Below are 22759 nucleotides of genomic sequence, written 5' to 3' on the forward strand. Positions count from 1 at the left end.
AAATTCCTCTAATGAGTTAGTGGGGATAAGTCCAAAAGTTGGTTAAAAAGCTTAAAAAGCGCTGACAACCACTTCAACATAAAAAAAGTCGGAACTGCCGGGGCTCTTGCCAAGCGCCGCTATTTGCCTGTTACGCGTGAAATCGCCGCTTGTAAAGTGTGAGTAACCCACAGTTGTGCTGATATGTTTCGCAATCTTGTAGCGTGCACGGACATCAAAGGAGTGGCCAATGAAATCACCGCTTCTTCCGGTAATATCCCGATTAAAACCTGGATTTGGGATGGCGCTGTTATTACCATCAAGAAGATTGTTAAAGCGATCCGTACTGCTGGCAAGCCAGAACCAGCTGTAACCGCCGTCTATACGCAAGTCCGCGGTCGGCTGAAACTCAAGCTTGATTTTGGGCGCCTTGATGTTTTCGAAAACGATGTAATCGTCCGCCGACCAAGGCCGCGCAAAACCAAAGAACCGCTCAAAGCGATTGTTTACACCATCATTGGGATGCCGATCGCCGCTTGCATACCCATAAAACGCGCTGATACGGGGTTTCCAACTGTACTCAAGGTTATATCCCACCTCAGTGATATAAGCATGCGCCTCATGTTCTTCCGTGCCATTCCGCCCGAACTGATAGATCAGGTTGAAATCGAAGTCCAGACCGGTATTCCCTATTTTTCCGTAACCTCGCAGGGCAGGCGCGTGAATATGCCGGTCGATCTGCCCTGTCTTGCTGCCATCCTGCATGAGGCCCATGTAATACGGCTGGAGTGTGATAATGTCAGACCACTTCCGCCAATGGCCGATTGCACCATAGAACCACTGATTCTCGATGCGCTCGTCAAACTCGGTCAGCAGGCGCTTGACAGGTTGGTAAGCCCATAAATCGACTTCCCAGTCGTTTGCTTCCTGGCCCAGATTGAGTCGAAAACCCTCGAACGTGTTCGTGGTATTACGCCATTCGTTCCGGCCGATCAGACGCCGATCCAATGCTTCATATGCCATGCGGCCAACGCGAAACCTGATGGGGCGTTGTTGTTTCCGGTCGTCTTCACCCAATGCGCTTTTGAAGTAGAGCTCGCCATATGCCTGAATCAGTTCATAGTCGTTGAAATCACGGTCGTCATGCGGAAAATTGCCGTTGTAGCGGCGCGAATCCTGAAACTCGACAGCGCCCCGAAATGGATCTAGAATTTCCCTTATCCCGACATATGCGCGCGAGCGCAGCAGAAAAGGCTGGTCGAGTCTCATGTCGGTGCGCCGAATATCGTTACTGCGAAATTCGTAACGCGTCCGGTGGTCCAGGCCAATATCCAGCCAGTAGATATCTTTGAATGCTTCAATACCGGTTTTGCTGAGTGTCTGCACGTATCGAGGCGGATCGGATTCCGGTTGGGTGGAATAGCTGCTGGAAGGCTTGAAGTAGCTTGTCGATTTCTTTTCCGCTTTCGGCGCGGATGATTTTTTCGCATCCGCTTTATTAATAGTTTCAGTAAGTTGCGACTCTAAAGCTTTGCCTCCATCTTCTCGGGCAATTCGAGCGTCTTCTTTACTCATTCCCGGCGCCTCGAATTTTCCGGTATTCACATCCGCTTGAATCACGCCTATCGGCAATATTGAAATTGTAGATACAAGCATGATTCGCCAATAAAGTTTCATTTCCCCTCTCCTGAATCGCCTTCCGGTATTCCGGTCAGGCGCCGCTCTAGATTTGTTGTTTATCGCCTCCAATCGCTTGGTCGGCAGTTCTTCTTTTTGCAGCATCCTGGTTTTATCAGTGGATCGAGTGACTCGGGTCGTGGAATTACGCTACCGCGGCCAAACCGGCTTCGCGTGCGTTCACGTGCCTGACGTACCTTGGTGCACTAACTTATGCGAGTTCTTTCACGACACTCGATCTGCACCACTTTGCCTCCATGAATGATTATCTCTACCGAGCCATATTCGATATCGGCGATCGCCAACAGAATTCGCTGTTTGATATCCATGGGTATCTGTTTGCCGACCTTTTCGGATCCTGCCTGTCTTTCTTCCAAACCCGTAATTTTCCCTATCGCTACCATTCGCTTTCCCAGAGTGAGGCATGCGGACACAAACGAAAGTTACCAGTCGCGACTTATAATTGAAACTAATAACATTTCACTTGGTTATCTATTTTTTTCATATTGAAAAATCTGCATGAAGATCTTTCCGAAATCGAAATGTTCCAGGAAGCAGTAACCCGCTCTTCAAGCTCCTGTCAGTGAAGGGCTCAGTCTGGCAAACTTTCTTGATCCATGAGCGTTGCGATCGTCTGCTCCGGGACCGCGCTGTCCAAACTGAGCTTAATCTGGGAAAATGTCTGAAGATTAGTTAAAACCCAGATAATTCATTAGGCGGCTCTGCGAGCCTACGCGAGTGCTGGCGGTCAGTTTGCGGCCATTTTCGCCGCTTGCTCGGCGTCCATAGACCAAGCTATGGACTTCTCTCAACCGGCAAAACTGTCTCGCAACCTGCCTCGTCATCATCTCGCGTCCTAATGGATTGTCTGGGTTAATAATGCTTGTCTTCAAGCGCTACGGCGCTACGGCGGGTTTTTCCGATCAGTGCAGGGATGAGGTTGGCGATGGGAATGATGTCCAGAAAAGAACAACACAATGTCAATAAACTGCATAAGCGGTTGAGGCGCCTTGTCGGCACGGCCATTGCGGATTTCAACATGATCGAGAATGGGGACCGTGTGATGGTATGTCTTTCGGGCGGTAAGGATAGCTATGCCTTGCTCGATATCCTGCGTAATTTGCAGGCGCATGCGCCAATAGAATTCGAATTGATCGCGGTGAACCTGGACCAGAAACAGCCGGGATTCCCGGAGCACGTATTGCCGGGCTACCTCACCAGCATCGAAATGCCCTTTCAGATTGTCGAACAGGATACTTACAGCGTGGTGAAACGCGTCATTGCGGAAGGTAAAACCACCTGCAGTCTCTGCTCGCGCTTGCGCCGCGGTGTACTCTACCGTGTTGCCGGCGAACTGGGCGCGACCAAGATTGCACTGGGACACCACAGGGACGACATTCTCGAGACGCTGTTCCTCAACTTGTTCTATGGTGGCAAGCTGAAAACCATGCCGCCCAAGCTGGTGAGCGATGATGGACGGCATATCGTGATCCGTCCATTGGCCTATTGTAAGGAGAAAGATCTGGCGGCTTATGCCGAGATAGAAGATTTTCCCATCATTCCTTGCAACCTGTGCGGATCGCAGAAAAATCTTCAGCGCCAGGCTGTGAAGGAAATGCTGCAGCAATGGGATAAAAAGTTTCCCGGCAGGCTGGAAACCATGTTCACTGCATTGCAGAATATCCAGCCTTCACATCTGGCGGATCCTCTGCTCTATGATTTTCATGGGCTCAAGGCTGGAAACGGGCCTGTTGCGGACGGCGACAAGGCTTTCGATCCGGAAATATTCGAGACTGGCGTGGAAGAAATGTTGAGTCTGAGCGCCGAGTTGAATGAACCCAGATAATCCATTAGGAAGCGAGATGATGGCGAGGCAGGTTGCGAGACAGTTTTGCCGGTTGAGAGAAGTCCATAGCTTGGTCTATGGACGCCGAGCAAGCGGCGAAAATGGCCGCAAACTGACCGCCAGCACTCGCGTAGGCTCGCAGAGCCGCCTAATGAATTATCTGGGTTGAATAGGTATTTCGTTTGACCCCACCAAAAATACCCGGCCCACCAATGCAAAAGTCCTTCAGGATTATTTTACGCTACACCAGTTTCATTGCTTTGCTGGCGGTGGTGTTGCCCGGCTACTCCGCTCTGCCATTCACCAACAGCAAGAATGGCCTGCCTACGTTGGCGCCGCTACTTCATGACGTGACTCCGGCAGTCGTCAATATTTCCGTGCTGACGCCTTCGGCCATCGAAGACAATCCATTGTTTCGCGACCCGTTTTTCCGCCGTTTTTTTGAGCTCCCCGACCAGGCGGCGCGCCCCGAGCGTAGCGCCGGATCCGGTGTTATCGTAGATGCAGCAAACGGTTATGTCGTGACAAATTACCATGTGATAAAGAACGCCCGGCAGGTGATGGTCACGCTCAAGGATCGACGCCAGTTTCAGGCGAAGCTGGTGGGAACTGATCCGGGCACGGACATCGCCGTGCTGCAGATCGAGGCAAAGGATCTGCAGGCTTTACGCCTTGGCGATTCCGAGCGGCTCGACGTCGGAGACTTCGTGGTTGCAATCGGCAATCCATTCGGACTGGGGCAGACCGTGACCTCGGGTATCGTGAGCGCGCTGGGAAGAAGCGGGCTCGATATCGAGGGTTATGAGGATTTCATACAGACCGATGCCTCCATCAATCCGGGTAATTCCGGGGGCGCGCTGGTCGATCTCAAGGGAGAGCTGATCGGTATCAACACAGCGATCGTAGGTCCATCCGGCGCCAGCGTGGGCATCGGCCTCGCCATACCCAGCGTCATGGTCAAGGCCGTGCTCGATCAGATTGTGCGTTTTGGCGAAGTGCGCCGAGGCAGGCTGGGCGCGAGCGGCGAAGACATCACCTACGACCTGGCTGCATCCCTCGGGCTGGGTTCCACCGAAGGTGCGATCATCAGCACGGTCGAGCCCAACTCGACCGCGGAAAAGGCAGGCCTGAGGCTTCGTGACGTGGTAACGGCGGTCAATGGGCGGCCCGTGAGGAATTCCGTTGATTTGCGCAACAAGATAGGGATGACGCCTATTGGCGAAACGATAAATCTAAGGCTCTTGAGGGAAGGTAAAGTTATTAACGCTAAGGTCAAGATCGTAAAGCCGCTCGATGAATCCGGCACCGGGGCGGAAACAGTGCCTCAACTCGCCGGTGCAACGGTGGCGAATCTCAAAAGCGGGTCGTCACGCGGGAAGGTTGAAGGTGTGCTGGTGACCAAGGCAGATGCAAATAGCCCCGCCTGGCTGCATGGTCTGAGGCCTGGCGATATCATTGTCGGGGTCAACCGTAGAAAGGTCCGCACGGTACAGGAATTTCTGGCGGTGTTGCAAACGAGCAAAGATGTCATCGTTCTCAATCTGCTGCGTGGCGATTTCAGGCTGACCCTCATAATCCAGTAAAACGGTGATCCTGACAAGAGCGCCGAGGCGGTTGGAGCCAGCGCTGGCTGACGAACAGCCTTTGCGTCTAATACTTTGCCCGGATGAATTCGTCAGACAGTATTTGACGAGGCGTGCGAGAGCACATGGCGCATTGCGCATTGCAGCGCGTGATCTGCAATTTTTATCTTGATATAAATCAACATGCGTAACGTGGGGAATTTTGGATAGCGGTATAATTCCATGTTTTGTGGCAGGAAAGCCGAATTTTATGCAGGAAAAATATCACCCACAGGAAATCGAAGCGGAAGCCCAGCGGCACTGGAACGATACCGCTGCGTTCAGAGCCGTAGAGATCCCCGAAAAGCAAAAATATTACTGCCTCTCCATGTTTCCCTATCCATCGGGCAAGCTGCACATGGGGCACGTACGCAATTATACGATTGGCGACGTGCTGTCACGCTATCGCCGTATGCTCGGTTACAACGTTCTGCAACCCATGGGCTGGGATGCTTTCGGTTTACCTGCGGAGAATGCGGCGATGCAAAACAATGTGCCGCCGGCGAAGTGGACGCACGATAACATCGCTTACATGCGCAAGCAGCTGCAGAGTCTGGGGCTCGCCATCGACTGGAGCCGCGAGCTCGCAACCTGCAGTCCGGAGTACTACCGGTGGAATCAATGGCTGTTTCTGCGAATGCTGGAAAAAGGATTGGCTTACAGAACGACCGGCACGGTCAACTGGGATCCGGTCGATCAGACGGTGCTGGCCAATGAGCAGGTCATAGACGGACGGGGCTGGCGCACCGGCGCATTGGTAGAAAAGCGCGAAATCCCGATGTATTACATGAAGATTACCGCGTATGCCGATGAGCTGCTGGACACATTGGATACGCTCCCCGGTTGGCCTGAACGGGTAAAGACCATGCAGGCCAACTGGATCGGCAAGAGCTTCGGGGTCGACGTGACGTTTCCCGCCGATGTCGCATCCGGCACGCCCCAGGCGTTGAAAGTTTTTACCACACGCGCGGATACGCTGCTGGGCGTAACGTACGTTGCTGTGGCAGCGGAGCATCCGGTTGCATTATACGCGGCGGAAAACAGACCCGACCTCGCTGAGTTCATCGAGGTGTGCAAGCATGGCGGCACCATGGAGGCGGAACTCGCGACCCAGGAAAAGAAAGGGATGGACACAGGGCTGTTTGTCATCCATCCGCTGACGGGAGCAAGACTTCCGGTATGGATAGCCAATTACGTACTCATGGGTTACGGCGAAGGCGCGGTAATGGCGGTGCCGGCGCACGACGAGCGTGATTTTGAGTTCGCGACAAAATACTCGCTACCGATCAAGCCCGTGATCAAACCGGTTGGTTCCGATCTGGGTATGCCGCTTACGCAGGCGTACGCGGAGTACGGTCTTACGTTTGATTCAGGTGAATTTTCCGGTCTTGTATTTCAGGCGGCAGTGGACGCAATCGCGGCAGCGTTGAAACATAAGGGGTTGGGTGAAAAACGTGTGCACTACCGTCTCCGCGACTGGGGCATTTCACGCCAGCGCTACTGGGGCTGTCCTATTCCTCTTATTTATTGTGAGGCATGTGGTGTGGTACCGGTGCCTGATGACCAGCTTCCCGTCGTGCTGCCGGACAACCTTGTGCCGGACGGGTCCGGTAACCCGTTAGCGAAGACCCCATCATTTTACGCATGCCAGTGTCCCCGCTGCGGCAAGCCGGCGCGGCGGGAAACAGACACCATGGATACTTTTGTCGACTCGTCATGGTATTACATCCGCTACGCCTGTGCCGACCAGAACAAGAGCATGGTCGATGCGCGTGTGAATTACTGGCTGCCGGTGGACCAGTACATCGGCGGCATCGAACACGCCATCTTGCATCTTCTCTACTCTCGTTTCTGGAGCAAGGTCATGCACGATCTCGGGCTGGTTGCGTTCGACGAGCCATTCGCCAACCTGCTGACTCAAGGCATGGTTCTGAACGAGATCATGTTTCGAAAAACGGAAACCGGACGTATCGTATATTTCAATCCGGCGGACGTGGATATTCAAACCGATGAACAAGGCCGGCGTATTGGCGCATTGCTGCGTGCGGATGGTCGACCGGTGGAGTTGGGCGGAATCGGTACCATGTCGAAATCCAGGAATAACGGCGTCGATCCGCAAAAACTGGTGGAACAATATGGGGCCGATACCGCACGGCTGTTCATGATGTTCGCGAGCCCGCCCGAGCAGACCCTCGAATGGGCAGATGCCGGGATAGATGGCGCATTCCGCTTTCTGAAGCGGTTATGGAAACAGGTATATGAACATATGCAGCAAGGCGGGGCGATTGACCGTTCGGCTCAAAATGAAGACCTCGGCCCGGAACTACGGTCCTTGCGTTACCAATTGCATCAGACTATCGCCAAGGTTGGCGACGATCTGGGCAGGCGGCACACCTTCAATACCGCCATTGCAGCCGTGATGGAGTTAATGAACGCGCTTGGAAAGCTGCAGGATCCCAGCCCGGCTGCGCGCAGCTTGATGCAGGAAGCGATGGAAAGCATTGTATTGCTGTTATCGCCCATCATTCCCCACATCTGTCACGCCCTATGGCGTGAACTTAAGCCGGGAACCGAACTCCTAGATCAGTCCTGGCCGCAAGTCGATAGCACGGCGCTTGTCCAGGATGAGATTGAACTGATAGTCCAGGTCAACGGCAAACTGCGCGGCAAGATACGCGTCGCCAGGGATACAGAGTCCGCGGTTATTGAGCGTCTCGCGCTGGAAAGCGAGCCGGTGCGTAAATTCATCGCTGGCGAAGTGAGGAAGATCGTGATCGTGCCGGGCAGGTTGGTGAACATCGTTGTCTGAAGAAATTCCTGAACAAGTCCGATGGGGGCGTAAAGGCGCTTTGCGGGACCTGTTCAGAGGTTCCTTAAACCTAAATCCGGTAGTTGACCGCTCATTTAATAGATCAGTACCTTGATTAATAACACTATTTCATATTATTTTACGCTCGCCTTCCGGGTGAGACCGCTACGGGGTGAATTGCACGGTTTTTGCGGCACATGGCTGCGTTGCAACTCCTTGGAATGGAACGGCGCCCCGAAGCGTCGCCCGAGGGGCCCCGCGAAGCGGGGATCGGGCAGCGCAGGGGATGCCGCGATCGCGTTCCACACGCAAGGGGGCGCCCGCATCCCGCTTCGGGGTCGCACCTTCCTGCGGAAGGCACTGCTCCGCCCTACGCGGTCGCATTCCGCGTCGTTGCGCCTTGCCCTGCACCCCAAAAACCGTACACTTCTCCCCGTCCAACTACCGGATTTAGGTTAAAACTGAATGTGAGGATTCCCGCATGAGAAAAATTCTGCTGATTGTATTCTGTTTTTTTCTGACTGCCTGTGGCTTTCAATTGCGCGGCCAGGCTAACCTGCCATTTGAAACACTCTATATAGCATTCCCCGCGGGGCATACTATTGGTACCGATCTCAGGCGCCTCATCAAGGGCGGCACGAATACCCGTATTGTTGAGAAGTCGAAAGATGCCCAGGCTATACTGGAAATTGTCAGTGTAACGAATAACAAACAAATCATGTCGGTATCGGGAGGCGGACGGGTGCGGGAATTTGAGATCTTCTATCGGATTTCATTTCGCCTGGTCGATGCCAAGGGAGCAGAACTCATCCCTACCAACGAGATTGTACAGCGTCGCATTCTCCCTTATACCGACGCGCAAGTAGTGGGGAAAGAGGGAGAGGAAGCGATGCTCGTCAGAGAAATGCAAAGCGATTCCGCGGGGCAGATCATGCGGCGATTGGAAGCGATTAAGGTAGCGAAAGGATAATGGCGCCGCAAGAATGGCCGGATCTCGTGCCGTAAAGGAATGCCATGCGTATTACCTCCGATAACCTTTTCCAGCATCTTCGGAAGCAGCTTGCGCCGCTCTATACGGTATTCGGCGACGAGTTGCTGCTGACTATCGAGGCTGCGGATCTGATTCGTGCCAGGGCACATCAGGCAGGCTATATCGAGCGTGAGATTTTTACCATAGACCATCATTTCAACTGGATGGATCTGCAGCAGCGCAGCAGCAGCCTGTCGCTATTCGGTGAAAGACGTATAATGGATATCCGTATACCGTCCGGTAAACCGGGAAATCCGGGCAGTGCGGTAATGGAAGGATATTGCCGTTCGCTGCCGCCCGATACCGTCACGCTCGTTACTTTGCCCAAAATCGACAAGCAGGCCGCAGCAACAAAGTGGTTCAAGGCGCTTGAAGGCGGGGGGGTGATGGTTCAGGTCTATCCCGTGGAACGCACCCGCTTGCCCATGTGGATCGGCCAACGCTTGGACATGCAAGCACAGAAAACCGATCCGGATACCGTGCAGTTTCTGGCCGACAAGGTTGAGGGTAACCTGATTGCGGCTTATCAGGAACTCAAGAAACTTGCATTGCTTTATCCGCCTGGGGTGTTGTCCTTCGATCAGGTAAAAGATGCGGTACTGGATGTGGCGCGCTACGACGTTTTCAAGTTATCCGGTGCAATGATGGCGGGCGAAACCGCGCGTTATACCCGCATGCTGGAAGGTTTGCAGGGCGAGGGCGCGGCATTGCCGCTGATCGTGAACACGCTTGCGGGGCAAATACGCTCGTTGATAACGATTCGTAAAGGACTGGATTCGGGTAGGTCTCTCACGCAACTGATGAGTCAGATAAGAGCCTGGGGAGATCAACAGAAAGCAATGGAAAGCGCCGCCAGGCGTCTTGATCTCAAGCCATTGGTGTCGGCCTTGATGCATGCCGCGAAAATAGACAGGATCAGCAAGGGTGTTGCCAAGGGGGATGCGTGGGATGAATTACTGCAACTGGGGTTGCGCTTCGCGGTTACCAAGCGCTAGCAACATTGCTGGTGTTCTCATGCTATTTATCCGCGGGGTGATAGGGTCGGGTTCGTCGTTCCGGGGTGAGCCGGAATATGGTCCAAGCCCGGAGGGATGTTTTACCAGTCGCTGGATATTGGCCTCCGCCGTATGACGCCTTTATAGTTTGCTCGCCATTCTTAATACCAGCGATATCGCCAGCGTATAGCGCCGGCTAATATCGCTGGAATTTCGCACTTATTTAATTCATTGTCTAAATGGGACTGTGGCATGGACATCATCGACATCAAGACTTACATGCAATCAATAGGACGTGAAGCTCGCGCCGCATCACGTCTGATGGCCAAGGCCGAGCCCGCGGACAAAAACCGGGCGCTCACGCTCATGGCCTTGGCCATCAAGCGTGACGAGCAGCAACTGTTGGCCGCAAATGCCGGCGACGTGGACAATGCGAAAACCCGGGGGCTGGAACCGGCTTTGATCGATCGCCTGACGCTCACCCCCAAAAGCATTGCGGGCATGGCGGAAGGTCTGTTGCAAATCGCGGCGCTGTCCGATCCGGTGGGCGAAATCAGCGACCTGAAGTACCGTCCCGCTGGCATCCAGGTCGGAAAAATGCGCGTGCCGCTTGGCGTGATCGGCATCATTTATGAGGCGCGGCCTAATGTCACGGCGGACGCGGCGGGACTATGCCTCAAGGCAGGCAACGCGGCGATACTGCGCGGCGGATCGGAAGCGATCCTTAGTAATCAGGCGATCGCAGCATGCGTGAAGGAAGGGTTGAAAGCTGCCGGGCTGCCGGAAACGGCTATACAGATAGTAGAAACCACGGATAGGGCAGCCGTGGGCGAGCTCATCACCATGAAAGAATTCGTTGACGTAATCGTGCCGCGCGGGGGCAAGGGGCTGATCGAGCGTATCTCCAACGAAGCGCGTATTCCTGTCATCAAGCATTTGCACGGCGTCTGTCATGTTTATATCGATGACGGCGCCGATCTCGCCAAGGCTATTCGCGTCGCAGACAACGCGAAAACCCAGCGCTACGGCACTTGCAATACCATGGAAACACTGCTGGTGCATGAGGCCATCGCGGGGGAAGTACTGCCTTCCCTTTGCCAGATCTATCTGGACAAGGGTGTGGAACTGCGCGGCGATGCCGCTTCCCGCGCCATTGTTGCGCAGATGAGCGAAGCGACGGAAGAAGACTGGCATACCGAGTATCTCGCGCCGATTCTGAGCATACGTGTGGTAAGCGGGCTGGATCAGGCTATCGAGCACATTGCCGTTTATGGCTCGCAGCATACCGATTCGATCATTACAGAAGACTATGGTCGCGCCCGCCGTTTCCTGCGTGAGGTGGATTCCAGCTCAGTGATGGTGAATGCCTCCACCCGTTTCGCCGATGGGTTCGAGTATGGCCTCGGTGCGGAAATAGGCATCTCGACCGACAAAATACACGCCCGTGGCCCGGTGGGGCTGGAAGGGCTGACCAGCCAGAAATTCATTGTGCTGGGTGACGGACACGTCAGGCAATAGATCCGGTAATAAACTTCCAACAGGGAGTTCAGTTTTTTCCCTCAATCAAGGTTGTCATGGCTCAACTTATCGAAATCAAAATCCCCGATATCGGTGACTTCAAGGATGTTCCCGTTATCGAAATCCTGGTGAAACCGGGCGAGACGGTGGAAAAGGAAACGTCGCTTATCACGCTTGAAACCGAAAAGGCGGCGATGGAGATTCCTTCGCCTCAAGCCGGCATTGTGAAGGAAATCAACGTCAAGCTTGGCGATAAGGTTTCAGAAGGATCAGTCATACTGATGCTGGAGGCGGCTGAGCAGAACGGAAAAATTTCTCCCGACGCCACGCTTGATCCAGATCAAAAAAAAGACGAAGGGGAGCAAGGTCAACCTGTCATCGTCGATCTGAAAACTACAACAGACAATTCCACCACCGCTGTGCCGCGCGGCGACATCCATGCCGATATCGTAGTGCTGGGTGCGGGCCCGGGCGGCTACACCGCTGCGTTCCGTGCCGCCGATCTTGGCAAGAAGGTGGTATTGATCGAGCGTTACCCAACGCTGGGCGGTGTATGCCTCAATGTCGGCTGTATTCCATCCAAGGCACTGCTGCACGTGGCAAAAGTCATTACCGATGCCGAGGAAACGGCTCAGCAGGGCATTGTTTTCGGCAAGCCCGGCATAGAAATAGACAAACTGCGAAAATGGAAGGATTCCATCACCGGCAAGCTCACAAAAGGGTTGTCGGGGTTGGCGCAGAAGCGCAAGGTCGAGGTTGTGCGAGGCATCGGCAAGTTCACCTCGCCCAATATGATGCAGGTGGAAACAGCAGACGGTCAGAAAAATGTGTCGTTTGAACATTGCATCATCGCCGCGGGTTCAAGCGCGGCACGTATTCCCGGTTTTCCATATGATGATCCCCGTATCATCGATTCGACCGGCGCGTTGAAGCTGGAGGAAATTCCAAAGCGCATGCTCATTATCGGTGGCGGCATAATCGGCCTGGAAATGGCAACGGTTTATGACGCGCTGGGTTCGAAAGTGAGCGTGGTCGAATTGATGGATCAATTGATTCCCGGCGCGGATTCAGACCTTATCAAACCGCTGCACAAGCGCATACAGAAGCGCTACGAGGCGATCTATCTGAAAACCAGGGTTACCGGAATCGAGTCTCAAGAAAATGGACTGAAAGTGACATTTGAGGAAGAACAGAACTCAAACACTACGCCGGAAACTACGCTGGAGCCGCAAACGTATGACTGCATTCTCATGGCGGTGGGCCGCCGCCCCAACGGACGCGATATCGGCGCCGAACGTGCCGGCGTCAACGTGAATGAGCGTGGCTTCATCTCCGTGGATAAGCAGTTGCGCACCAATGTGCCGCATATTTTTGCAATCGGCGATATCGTCGGCGAGCCCATGCTGGCGCACAAAGCCTCGCACGAAGGCAAGCTTGCCGCGGAAATCATTGCCGGCGGGGAAAAAATGAAAAATGCGGCATTCGACGCACGCGCCATTCCGTCGGTGGCCTACACCGATCCGGAAATTGCCTGGATGGGATTAACCGAAACGGAAGCCAAAAAGCAAGGCGTGGAATATGAAAAGGCGGCGTTCCCGTGGGCCGCAAGCGGCCGCGCACTTGCCATGGCGCGGGATGAAGGCTTTACCAAGCTATTGCTGGACAAGAAAACCCGCCGCATTCTCGGTGCCGGCATAGTAGGCGTCAACGCGGGCGAACTGATCTCTGAAACCGTACTGGGGTTGGAAATGGGCGCAGATATGGAAGATATCGGGCTCACCATTCATCCGCATCCGACATTATCTGAAACGGTGTTTTTTGCAGCTGAAATTGCAGAAGGGACGATAACTGATCTCTATATGCCGAAGAGATGATTGATCGTTGTGAGTGATTGCAAGATTTGATTGGGTAATAATCGAAATACGGATTGTCGCAGGAGCAAATGCGCGGGAAAGATCACCGAATAGGGATCACGTTTGCTGGAGGAACTCACGCGCACCTGTTTGGCGATCAGCAGCAAGTTCGCGCGACGCTGCTGACCAATGCGATTGGCTTGGGCCACACCTAAGCCACAGCGATTCTCGCTATCGAGGAAACCCTCCTCGATTTCCATCCGTGCCTGATACAGCTTCATGATCTGTCCTGGCGGTAAACGAGTAGAGCGATAGGAAGGCCGCCGGTAGCCAGGGCTCTTTTTTCGCGCCTGGCTTGTTTTTTACTGTAGCATGACCGACTCTGCTGACCCGATTGATTGCATCGCCACGGCCCTTTCCTGGGCTGGCTTGGGTTGCCGCACCAGGACGAGAAAAGCGGCAAGCGCGCACCGCCATTCCCACTGCACCGTACCCAAGTCAGTGGGTTGGGTGTTGGCCTTCGAATACAACGACGTCGCCTGAACCATGAATCGGTGGTGTTCTGCCAACGGATAAAATCATGGTTACGAATACGCTCCACCCAATACCGGCCCAATGTGTGCTCGAGGTAACGATAGAACGGCATCCGGAATCCGCTACGATTGTGACCCCATAGGTTCTATGGATTTGACCTGGATTTGCCATGGATTCCCGCAACCTCGTAGGCGGCCAGGGTCGACATGGCAACTGTCATGATGATGCTGTGGCCGAAAGTTTCTTCCAGTTGCTCAAGCGGCAGCGGCTATGTCGAAGGGTCCATGTCAACCGCGAACAAGCTTGCGTGATATGTTCGATTACATCGAAATGTTTTATAACCCAATCCGGCAATATGGTTACACCATGGCCTGTCTCCAGTAGAGTGCGAAAAGCGCTATATCAACCAACTCAACCAACTCAACCAGCTCGATAGCGTCTAGTGAAAACAGCGCAATTCAAGATTTTGCAAAACCTCATCTTATAAAATATGGAATATCGGCGCGAAATTGACGGGCTACGCGCCTTGGCAGTCGTTCCAGTCATACTTTTTCACGCAGGTTCTGACACATTCAGCGGTGGTTTTGTTGGCGTTGACGTATTCTTCGTGATCAGCGGCTATCTCATTACGTCCATCATTCTTACGGAAAAAGAAGCAGGCACATTCTCGTTAGTGGATTTTTATGAGCGAAGAATGAGAAGAATATTGCCCGCACTGTTTTTCGTCATGCTTGCGTATATTCCGTTCGCATGGTATTGGTTGCCGCCACGCGATATGAAGGACTTCTCCGAGAGCCTTATTGCTGTTCCGGTTGCTGTATCAAACTTTTTGTTCTGGCAAAGAAGTGGCTATTTTGATACGGCGTCCGAACTTAAGGCATTACTACATACATGGAGTTTGGCTGTTGAGGAGCAATACTACTTATTGTTTCCTGCTTTCCTGGTGCTGACATGGCGACTTCGAAGGCATTGGGTTATTGGCATATTAATCGTAGTGGCACTAACCAGTTTGGCACTAGCCCACTGGGGTGCATCAAATCATCCACAAGCCACTTTTTTTCTGTTGCCGACTCGTATATGGGAACTGATAATCGGCGTATTTGCAGCATTTCATTTATTTGGTAGAGAGGGTACAAAAATAAAATCCGGTGACTCCTCTCACCTCATTCAATTTCTGAGTATTTTTGGTTTATTTTTAATCGTATATTCCATATTTGTTTTTGACAGGAAAACGCTTTTTCCAAGTCTGTATACGCTCATGCCAACTGTAGGCGCCGCATTCATTGTCTTGTTTGCCACACAGCAAACAATAGTCGGCAAAATACTTTCAAGCAAGGTTTTAGTTGGTCTTGGACTAATAAGCTACAGCGTATATCTATGGCATCAGCCGTTATTTGCTTTTGCTCGCCACGTAGCCCTTGCGGATCCCGGTACAGATGTTTTTATACCGCTGATACTTTTAGCCATTGCTGCTGCTTACTTGAGTTGGCGCTTTGTTGAGAGACCATTCAGAAATAAGCGTGAGGTGAGCAGAAAGAGTCTCGTTACATCAACTCTATTCTTTACGGCGTTCTTTGTTCTGTTCGGTTTAGCGGGGGTTTTGACGCGAGGATTTGTCGATATAAGAACAAATTATATGCAAAAACAGATTCTTGCAACAGTTGCTCGAAGCCCAAAAAGAAAGGAGTGCCACACAAGTGGGTCGAACTATAGAAAACCGGAGAATGCTTGTCAGTATTACGTACCCAATGGAAGTTGGGCTGTTTTAGGTGATAGTCATGCGGTCGAACTTGCTTACGCGCTCGCCAAAGTTCTGGAAAAGGATAATAAAGGTGTAAAACATTTTTCCTTTAGCGGTTGCGCTCCAGCATACGGCAGAATTGATAAAACTCATTCAGATAGTATCAATTGCTCTCATTGGACCGAGGAAGTGATGGCGCACATTATTGCTGATAAGAGTATTGATACCGTAGTGGTTTCCTATCACACAGAGGGTTGGGCAGCTTCTGATTCCAATGAAAATGCGGCTCCCTGGCAGTCTTATAAAGGGATCCTGCACGCATTTAAAGCTGCAGGCAAGGATGTCGTGCTTGTTCTACAGGCTCCATCTCTTGATGAAGATATGGAACATCTTGTTTTCAGATTAGATTCACCACCATTAAATATTCCGGGTAAAAAAAGAAAAGAGTGGGAAGAACGACAAAAATATATCACAGAGAGAAAAAATGAAATCTCGGATGAGGTTACGATAATAAATCCATCAGATCTGTTTTGTGATGAAAACAGTTGTTATGCAGTAAGGGATGGTAAGGCGCTCTATTTTGATATCCACCATATGTCGGTTGCTGGCGCTCTTCTCGTTGCCGAGAAAGTCGTTGAACGCGTTACTGATAGACCCATTGGGAGCGAAGCTACAATCGAATGAATCCATTGAACCGGGTTTCGCATTACGGGGGTTGCCGTTCTCCCAGATGGTCTGCAATCGCTACAAACTGCTCCACCGACAAATTCTCCGCGCGTGAAATTGGATCGATATCCAGCGCCAGATAATCTTCCGGCTTGAGATGGGCGTGCAGCGTATTGCGCAAGGTTTTGCGCCGCTGGGAAAATGCGGCGGACACAATACGCGCAAATAACCCTTCCTTGCCGGCTTCAATCAGTGGTTGCCCGCGTGGAATCATGCGAACAACCGCCGACTCCACCTTTGGAGCGGGGCGGAAACATTCTGGTGGGACGATGAAGAGTTGTTCCATTTCGAAGCGGTATTGCAGCATCACCGAAAGCCGTCCGTAATCCGAAGTGGAGGACGCAGCCACCATGCGGGCTACCACTTCCTTTTGCAGCATGAAATGCATGTCCCGTATATTGCTGGCGAATTTACTTAAATGAAAAAGGATAGGCGTGGAAATATTGTAGGGAAGATTTCCAATAACTCGCAGATTTTCTCCCAGAGCGGCGAAATCGAATTGCAATGCATCGGCTGAGTAAACCGTCAGTTTCTTCTCGGAAAACTCCCGGCGCAAACGCTCGACGATATCGCGGTCAATTTCCACGACATGTAAATGATTGAGTGATTGCAGCAAGGGTCGCGTCAATGCGCCCAGCCCCGGCCCGATCTCCACCAGCAGATCGTCTATGGAAGGATGGATAGCGCGAACTATGTCTGTTACGATCCCGGAATCAATTAGAAAATTCTGGCCGAAGCGCTTGCGGGGAATGTGCATGGTTTATCCGGCAACGTGAGTGCCGCGCGTACGGTTCGGCGCTGCCATTCGGAGGTTCTATTTCTGATTTCCAGCCAGCATCGCCGCCATTTCAATTGCCGCGATCAAACTGCCTGGATCGGCGCGGCCGGTTCCTGCCAGGTCAAGAGCAGTGCCATGGTCCACCGAGGTGCGGATGAGGGGCAATCCCAACGTTACATTGACAGCGCTGCCAAAGCTCGCATACTTCAATACTGGCAGGCCCTGGTCGTGGTACATCGCGAATATGCAATCGTATTCCTTCAGTTTTGATGGATTGAACAGGGTATCGGCTGGCAGCGGACCGATCAAATCCATACCTTCGGCACGCAGTTTATCGAGCACCGGAATGATGGTTTCTATCTCTTCTTTGCCAAGATGACCTGATTCACCCGCATGAGGGTTCAATCCAGCGACGGCGATGCGGGGAGTGGGAATGGCAAAGCGTGTCGCCAGGTCGTGCTGGATGATGCGCAGCTTCTGTTCGAGTGTTTCCGACGTGATCGCCGCTGCCACATCCTTGAGCGGCAAATGAGTGGTTGCGAGCGTTACTCGCATGCCGCCACCGACGAGCATCATTACCGCCCGGCTGTTGGTAAGTTGCGCGAGGTATTCCGTGTGGCCGGTGAATGCGATGCCGGCGTCATTGATGGTGCCTTTATGTACCGGGGCGGTTATCATTGCACTGAATTCGCCATTGACGCATCCGTCGACGGCGCGTTCCAGCGTTTTTAAAACATAGCGCGCATTCGCCGACTCCAGCTTTCCTGGAGCCGGACGTTCGGCCAGCGGTAGGTGCAGTACCTGCAACCCGCCGGTTTTATGCTCAACCTCGATGTCGGGCAAGTAGTCTGCTATCTCCAGCGGAAGCCGAAGTAGCCTGGCGCGCTCCTGCAATAAATGACGGTCGGCAATGACAATCAGATTGTATGGCAGATCCAATTGAGCGATTTGCACACACAAGTCAGGACCAATCCCTGCGGGCTCTCCCACGGTGAGCGCGAGCTTGGGTCTTTTGACCCCCTCAGGGTGGGATCTCTTATTCAGCGGCGTGCCGATCCTGACCTTCCAGCCGATATTCGACATAGGCGCGATCACGCAACTGCTGCAGCCACTCCTGAAAAGCTTCGTCCGCTTTGCGTGTCCGAATGGACTGGCGTGCAGCTTGGCGCTGGCGCTCCTGGCTGACATCCTGCGAACGGCGCGCGAGAACCTGGATCAAATGCCAGCCAAACGGGGACTGCACCGGTTCGCTGACCTGCTTGGGTGCAAGCGCGTTCATGGCGTGTTCGAATTCGGGCACGGTATCGCCTGGCGAGACCCAGCCCAGATCACCACCGGAGGAGGATGCGGAATCTTCAGAATGAAGTTTTGCCAGTTCCTCAAAACTGCCGCCATGGTCTAAGCGCTCTTTCAGGTCGGCTATACGCCGTCTGGCATCGGCTTCAGATGTAAGCTCGCTGACTTTTACAAGAATGTGACGAACATGGGTCTGATCTACGACTGTTACGGCGCCTTGCGGGGTGCGGCGGTCGACCAGTTTGAGGATGTGGAACCCACCCGGGCTCGAAACGATCGGCGTTATTCCGCCGGGTTTCATCGGGGTCAACAACTCGGCAAATTTTTTCGTTAATTGAGCAGCGGGCCGCCACTCAAGTAGACCGCCTGTCATCGCGTCGGGAGAATCGGAGTATTCGGCAGCGACCTGCGCAAATTCAGCGCCGCTTGTCAAGAGCGCCAGGGCAGCTTCTGCCCTCAACCGCCGGGCTTCGCTTTGTGAAGGGGTTGCGCCTTGCGGTATCGTTACCAGAATATGCGCAATGCGATATTCGTCATTATTTCCGGACGAGATTTCCTGAGTTTCCAGAAAATTATCGACCTCTCCTTCGGACACGCTTACCCGGTTGCTTACCTCGCGTTCTTTCAGTCGCACCAGAATGATCTCATCGCGAATTTCATCCCGAAATTTACTGAAAGCCACCCCATCCTGCTCAAGGGCGCTGGTAAACTCCGTTAACGACATCTTGTTTTCCTGAGCGATGCGGCGCAGCGTTTGATCGAGCTCGGTATCGCCTACTGTCAAGCCGGTTTCTTTTGCAAGTTGTAACTGGACCCGATTGACGATAATGCGGTCCAGTATCTGTTTTTCGAGAATAGCGGGCGGGGGAGGCTGCACGCCCTGCTTCTCCAACTGTTTGAGTGTGGCGCTGAGCACCTCGTCCAGTTCGTGACGTGTAATCACATTCTCATTCACAACCGCGACAATATGATCGATGGTCTCAATATTGCCTGAATGGGCCGGTTGCGCGGCAGCAATCACTCCGGCAGTCAGTAACGTCACCAGAACAGGGGGACGCAAAAAAAATTTCGTACCCATGTGAATAAGCGTTATCAGGGAATATAGGATGAGGTGACGGTGGTTTGAGCGAATAACGCCAGTTTAGTGATCTCGCTGATCAGACGGACTGCTTCCTTGACTGCCTATCTGGGTATACCCAGGAATACTACGCTGCAGGACAGTTAGCGGGTTTGAGCCGATTTGCATCAGCCCATTCAACTCAAGTTGCAAAAAAGCCGCTGTGGTTGATTTCGAGGTGGCGGTGACGAGATGCTGGAGCACGAATCGCAACGACCAGCAGCACGCATTATACTCAAGTCCCGCCAATCCTTCCAGAATTCTCTTGTCTTGCAGTGAGTAATTCAGGCGCGCCACGGATTGCCAGTTCTGCGACCATCGCCATTGGCTTGAGGCATCAACCTGATGCAATACGTCGCGGGTAAACCGGTAGCCCACATTTAATACCCTGCCCGGCTCCGGGCGGTAGCTCAATCCTGAGCGTATCACATCGACCATGTACCTGGTCTGATCATATTGCATGCTCGAATCGGTGCTGATTGTCGGCGTGATAAACCCGGTTACCGCAGCGACGAAATCCGGCCGACGGCTTATTGTGCCTGGTGAATCCAGATTTATCCTGCGATCGATGAAGCTTATCTGCTGCCCAACGGCGACACGCAAGCGCTCCCTTCCCGAGCCAGGTTCTATCAGACGCGTAGTAAGCGCCATCGTCACCTGGTTGGCGTCGTTGATACGATCGCTGCCGCTGAAGCGGTTTTCGGTAAACATCTGAGCAAAACCGAAGTCCGTCCTGGCAGAGTCAAAATTGGGCAACTGACTCTGGTCACGGAACGGTACATACACATAAAAGAGGCGTGGCTCAATGGTCTGAGTGAAGCGCTCGCCACGCAACTCGATCTCGCGGTCAAACGCAATACCGCTGTCCAGGCTGAGGACGGGCAGGGTACGGGTCGGATTCTCGTCCGGCGCGGTCGCGTCCAGATAATATCTGGTATGGTGTACCGCGACCTTTGGGGTAATGTAGGCAAACGAGTTGCGAAGCGGGTAACTAACGCTGGGAAAGAGCATGAGGCGAGTGCCGTTTATCAGGGTAGGATGCGAAAAGTTCGTCCAGCTTCCGATAAAATTCACGTCCGCTCCGAGAATGTCCGGTTTATTTGCGGCGAGCGTAAACTGTGGCAAACGCTTGTAGGGTGGAGTAATGGGCGCGCGCGGATCCTGGATGGTCTGAAAACTCTGTACGAGCGTACTGACATTAAGCGTGCCGTCATCTCCCAGTGCGCGATTGTAAGACACTACGCCCTGCTGCAGCAGGTTTGTCCTGGACGTAATATTCAGATTATTGCCGAGATCGCGAAAATAGAAGTCGTCGGAAACCCTGTTATAGTCGAGGCGGGTCGACACGCCATTGCCCAGATAGCGGTTATCGAAGAACGATGTACGCCAGCGTGTGTGTCCGGTAACCAAGTCATTCGGCAATATATCGCCCAGCAAGGTGCCGCTTGATCTTTCGTCCATGTAGCGGAATTCATTGTTGAATGAAACACCGCGCCGCGACATGAGACGCGCCGAAAGTGTCGCATCATAATTGGGTGCGATGTTCCAGTAGAAAGGCACGGTAACATCAATACCCGTTCTGGCGTTGTAGCCGTACAGGGGGGCAAGCAATCCGGATTTGCGCTGTCCGCTATATGAGAAATTCATCCAGGGCGTATACAATATGGGTACGTCCAGGAACGTAAGTTTAACCATTTTGGCAGTGCCTTTCTTCGTTTCATTGTCGAGCTTCAGGTCCGTCACCTGAAGGAACCAATCATTATCCCCGGCCGGACATGTGGTATAAGTTGCTTTTTGAAGCCGATAGTGGTTCTCGCCCTCAAATAGCAGCGTCTCAGCGTAGCCTCGGCTGCTGGCATCCTTCAAGCGATAATTGGGCTGGCTCAGTTGTCCGGTTTTGCTTGCCAAGTTGAACTTGAGCTTGGAACCCTCCAGTATGTCGCCATGTTGCTCGACACGCACGCTGCCTTCGGCCTCCGCATCATCGGTATCCTGATGATATTTCATTCGCTCGGCGGAGATGAACTGATCGCCATTAGACAGCTCGGCCCTGCCTATCGCTTCGATTTCCTTGCCTGAGTGTCCTTGTAAACGATCGGCTACAACGAATACCTTCTTGTTTTTCTTTGGATCTGTCTCCGCGTCGGATGCTGCAAGCCCGGTTTCAATCTCGGGTTCAGCCGCCCCGCCGAGCCGCAGCTTTGCTTCACCCTCTTGTGCCAGGTGTCCGTGAATGTGCTGAGCCTCGGTAAAAGCCGAAGCGTTTTTATCCGGTTTGATGCCAGGTATCGCGGCTACGCTGACGGGACGAGGCCCGGTGCTGCTGCGCAGCGTGGCTTCATCTTCTTCCGCCATATGGCCTTGCGCACGCTCAACCCCGGCGCGGGCCGCCGCGTTTTCACCTATTTCCGTTTCAATGGACGAGCCGCCCAAAGCAGACTCATTTTCTTCTGCTGGTGATCGTGTATAGTTCTGCTTCGGCCTGGATTGAGCGTTTTCCGGCGTGCTGCCGAGTTGTTCAATGGATGCGTTATTTCCGAGTGCCTTATCATCGGTTTTTTGACGACCTTTCATTTGTTCGGCCGAGCGCAGACGATCACGCCGCAGCTCGGCCTCGCCCCTGGCTTCAGCCTCATATTCATGGCGGCCCTGTATGCGTTCCGTGTCGATAAGCACAGGCTTGTTGTCATTGGTTGTCCGGGCAGGCGGCGCTGTACTTTCGGATGTGCTGCCGGAGGCGGGCGAAGGCGTATCTGCGCGCGCATCATATGCGAGGCAAAATAAAAGAACTGACCAGCAAATGGGGCGGGAAAAACGCGATTTCATTTGGGAATAGCCAGCCTGAAGAGGAAATCTTCTTGATACGGATGAATTTCCGTTTTCAGATTTATAAGTCTCGTATCACAGACATCGAAGCGTGAGAGCACGTAGCGTATTTGAACCAGGCTTGTGAAAATCGAGGGATGCCTTGCGTTGAGCCTGCTGCTAGCTGGCCTTGATGATGAGTTAACGGGGAACAAAGCTGTAAGTGTAACAAAAAACAGAAGATAAGCTATGCCGGCTAAGCGTAACAATGCCCAGGCCCCGAGTCATCGGTTGGTACGGAACCGCGAAACGCAGCGCCATCGTACTTCGGGTATACGCCCCAAGTTCTTGTTAGTGCATAGGTCTGCATGAGGATATTTGCAGCATTGATCGGCTTGCCAGGTTACTGCGCCGACGATCTATCCCCTTTGTC

At 53.0% G+C, this 22759-nt stretch carries 16 protein-coding genes and 1 pseudogene; 9 read left to right on the forward strand and 8 right to left on the reverse strand.

The window, feature by feature from the left end:
- Positions 1–51 precede the first annotated feature (51 nt).
- Both KJS40_RS02345 and KJS40_RS02350 read right to left on the reverse strand, forming a co-directional pair.
- Positions 52–1656, reverse strand: a complete 1605-nt coding sequence (locus tag KJS40_RS02345) for an alginate export family protein (RefSeq protein WP_213538917.1) — start codon at positions 1654–1656, stop codon at positions 52–54.
- A gap of 206 nt (positions 1657–1862) precedes the next feature.
- Entirely contained in the window at positions 1863–2060 is a 198-nt protein-coding gene (locus tag KJS40_RS02350; RefSeq protein WP_213538918.1) for a YezD family protein, read from the reverse strand.
- Between the two features lie 542 nt (positions 2061–2602).
- On the opposite strand from KJS40_RS02350, the gene ttcA reads away from it, so the two are divergent.
- The 7 genes from ttcA (at position 2603) to lpdA (ending at position 13350) form a co-directional block, all read left to right on the forward strand.
- Positions 2603–3502: a tRNA 2-thiocytidine(32) synthetase TtcA gene (gene ttcA / locus KJS40_RS02355; RefSeq protein WP_348529554.1), complete on the forward strand. Its 900-nt coding sequence runs from the start codon at positions 2603–2605 to the stop codon at positions 3500–3502.
- A 212-nt stretch (positions 3503–3714) separates the two neighbouring features.
- Positions 3715–5085 (forward strand): Do family serine endopeptidase, encoded by a 1371-nt coding sequence (locus KJS40_RS02360; RefSeq protein WP_213538919.1) that lies wholly within the window; start codon positions 3715–3717, stop codon positions 5083–5085.
- Between the two features lie 250 nt (positions 5086–5335).
- Positions 5336–7933: a leucine--tRNA ligase gene (gene leuS, locus KJS40_RS02365; RefSeq protein ID WP_213538920.1), complete on the forward strand. Its 2598-nt coding sequence runs from the start codon at positions 5336–5338 to the stop codon at positions 7931–7933.
- Positions 7934–8414: 481 nt separating this feature from the next.
- Positions 8415–8903 carry an LPS assembly lipoprotein LptE gene (gene lptE, locus KJS40_RS02370; protein WP_213538921.1) on the forward strand — a complete coding sequence of 163 codons (489 nt, stop codon included), beginning with the start codon at positions 8415–8417 and terminating at the stop codon, positions 8901–8903.
- A 44-nt stretch (positions 8904–8947) separates the two neighbouring features.
- Positions 8948–9958: a DNA polymerase III subunit delta gene (gene holA, locus KJS40_RS02375; RefSeq protein WP_213538922.1), complete on the forward strand. Its 1011-nt coding sequence runs from the start codon at positions 8948–8950 to the stop codon at positions 9956–9958.
- 252 nt (positions 9959–10210) lie between these two features.
- The gene (locus KJS40_RS02380) at positions 10211–11476 is read left to right on the forward strand and encodes a glutamate-5-semialdehyde dehydrogenase (RefSeq protein WP_213538923.1); all 1266 of its coding nucleotides are present in this window, start codon (positions 10211–10213) and stop codon (positions 11474–11476) included.
- A gap of 56 nt (positions 11477–11532) precedes the next feature.
- A complete protein-coding gene (gene lpdA / locus KJS40_RS02385; RefSeq protein WP_213538924.1) occupies positions 11533–13350 on the forward strand; it encodes a dihydrolipoyl dehydrogenase in 1818 nt (605 codons plus the stop codon).
- On the opposite strand, the gene KJS40_RS02390 is transcribed toward lpdA, so the two are convergent.
- Positions 13332–13610, reverse strand: coding sequence for a hypothetical protein (locus KJS40_RS02390; RefSeq protein ID WP_213538925.1), 279 nt, complete (start codon positions 13608–13610; stop codon positions 13332–13334). The genes lpdA and KJS40_RS02390 overlap by 19 nt on opposite strands.
- 81 nt (positions 13611–13691) lie before the next feature.
- Positions 13692–13898: a hypothetical protein gene (locus KJS40_RS02395; protein ID WP_213538926.1), complete on the reverse strand. Its 207-nt coding sequence runs from the start codon at positions 13896–13898 to the stop codon at positions 13692–13694.
- A 167-nt stretch (positions 13899–14065) separates the two neighbouring features.
- Between KJS40_RS02395 and KJS40_RS15195 the strand changes: the two are divergent.
- Positions 14066–14306, forward strand: a pseudogene (locus KJS40_RS15195) (IS3 family transposase); the annotation flags it as partial.
- A 47-nt stretch (positions 14307–14353) separates the two neighbouring features.
- On the forward strand, positions 14354–16288 hold the full coding sequence (locus tag KJS40_RS02400) for an acyltransferase family protein (RefSeq protein ID WP_213538927.1): 1935 nt from the start codon (positions 14354–14356) through the stop codon (positions 16286–16288).
- 22 nt (positions 16289–16310) lie between these two features.
- Here the strand turns inward: KJS40_RS02400 and rsmA are convergent, their stop codons facing one another.
- The 4 genes from rsmA to KJS40_RS02420 all read right to left on the reverse strand — a co-directional run bounded on the left by rsmA (position 16311) and on the right by KJS40_RS02420 (position 22347).
- On the reverse strand, positions 16311–17087 hold the full coding sequence (gene rsmA / locus KJS40_RS02405; RefSeq protein WP_213538928.1) for a 16S rRNA (adenine(1518)-N(6)/adenine(1519)-N(6))-dimethyltransferase RsmA: 777 nt from the start codon (positions 17085–17087) through the stop codon (positions 16311–16313).
- Positions 17088–17144: 57 nt separating this feature from the next.
- Positions 17145–18203 (reverse strand): 4-hydroxythreonine-4-phosphate dehydrogenase PdxA, encoded by a 1059-nt coding sequence (gene pdxA / locus KJS40_RS02410; protein ID WP_244859664.1) that lies wholly within the window; start codon positions 18201–18203, stop codon positions 17145–17147.
- Complete coding sequence (locus tag KJS40_RS02415; RefSeq protein WP_213538929.1) at positions 18145–19482, reverse strand: peptidylprolyl isomerase; 1338 nt, start codon at positions 19480–19482, stop codon at positions 18145–18147. Before KJS40_RS02415 ends, pdxA begins: the two co-directional genes overlap by 59 nt.
- 63 nt (positions 19483–19545) lie before the next feature.
- Positions 19546–22347: an LPS-assembly protein LptD gene (locus KJS40_RS02420; protein ID WP_213538930.1), complete on the reverse strand. Its 2802-nt coding sequence runs from the start codon at positions 22345–22347 to the stop codon at positions 19546–19548.
- Positions 22348–22759: the final 412 nt, after the last annotated feature.

Origin of the sequence: Nitrosospira sp. NRS527, assembly GCF_018406445.1 — a bacterium.
In the GTDB taxonomy this organism is placed as follows: domain Bacteria; phylum Pseudomonadota; class Gammaproteobacteria; order Burkholderiales; family Nitrosomonadaceae; genus Nitrosospira; species Nitrosospira briensis.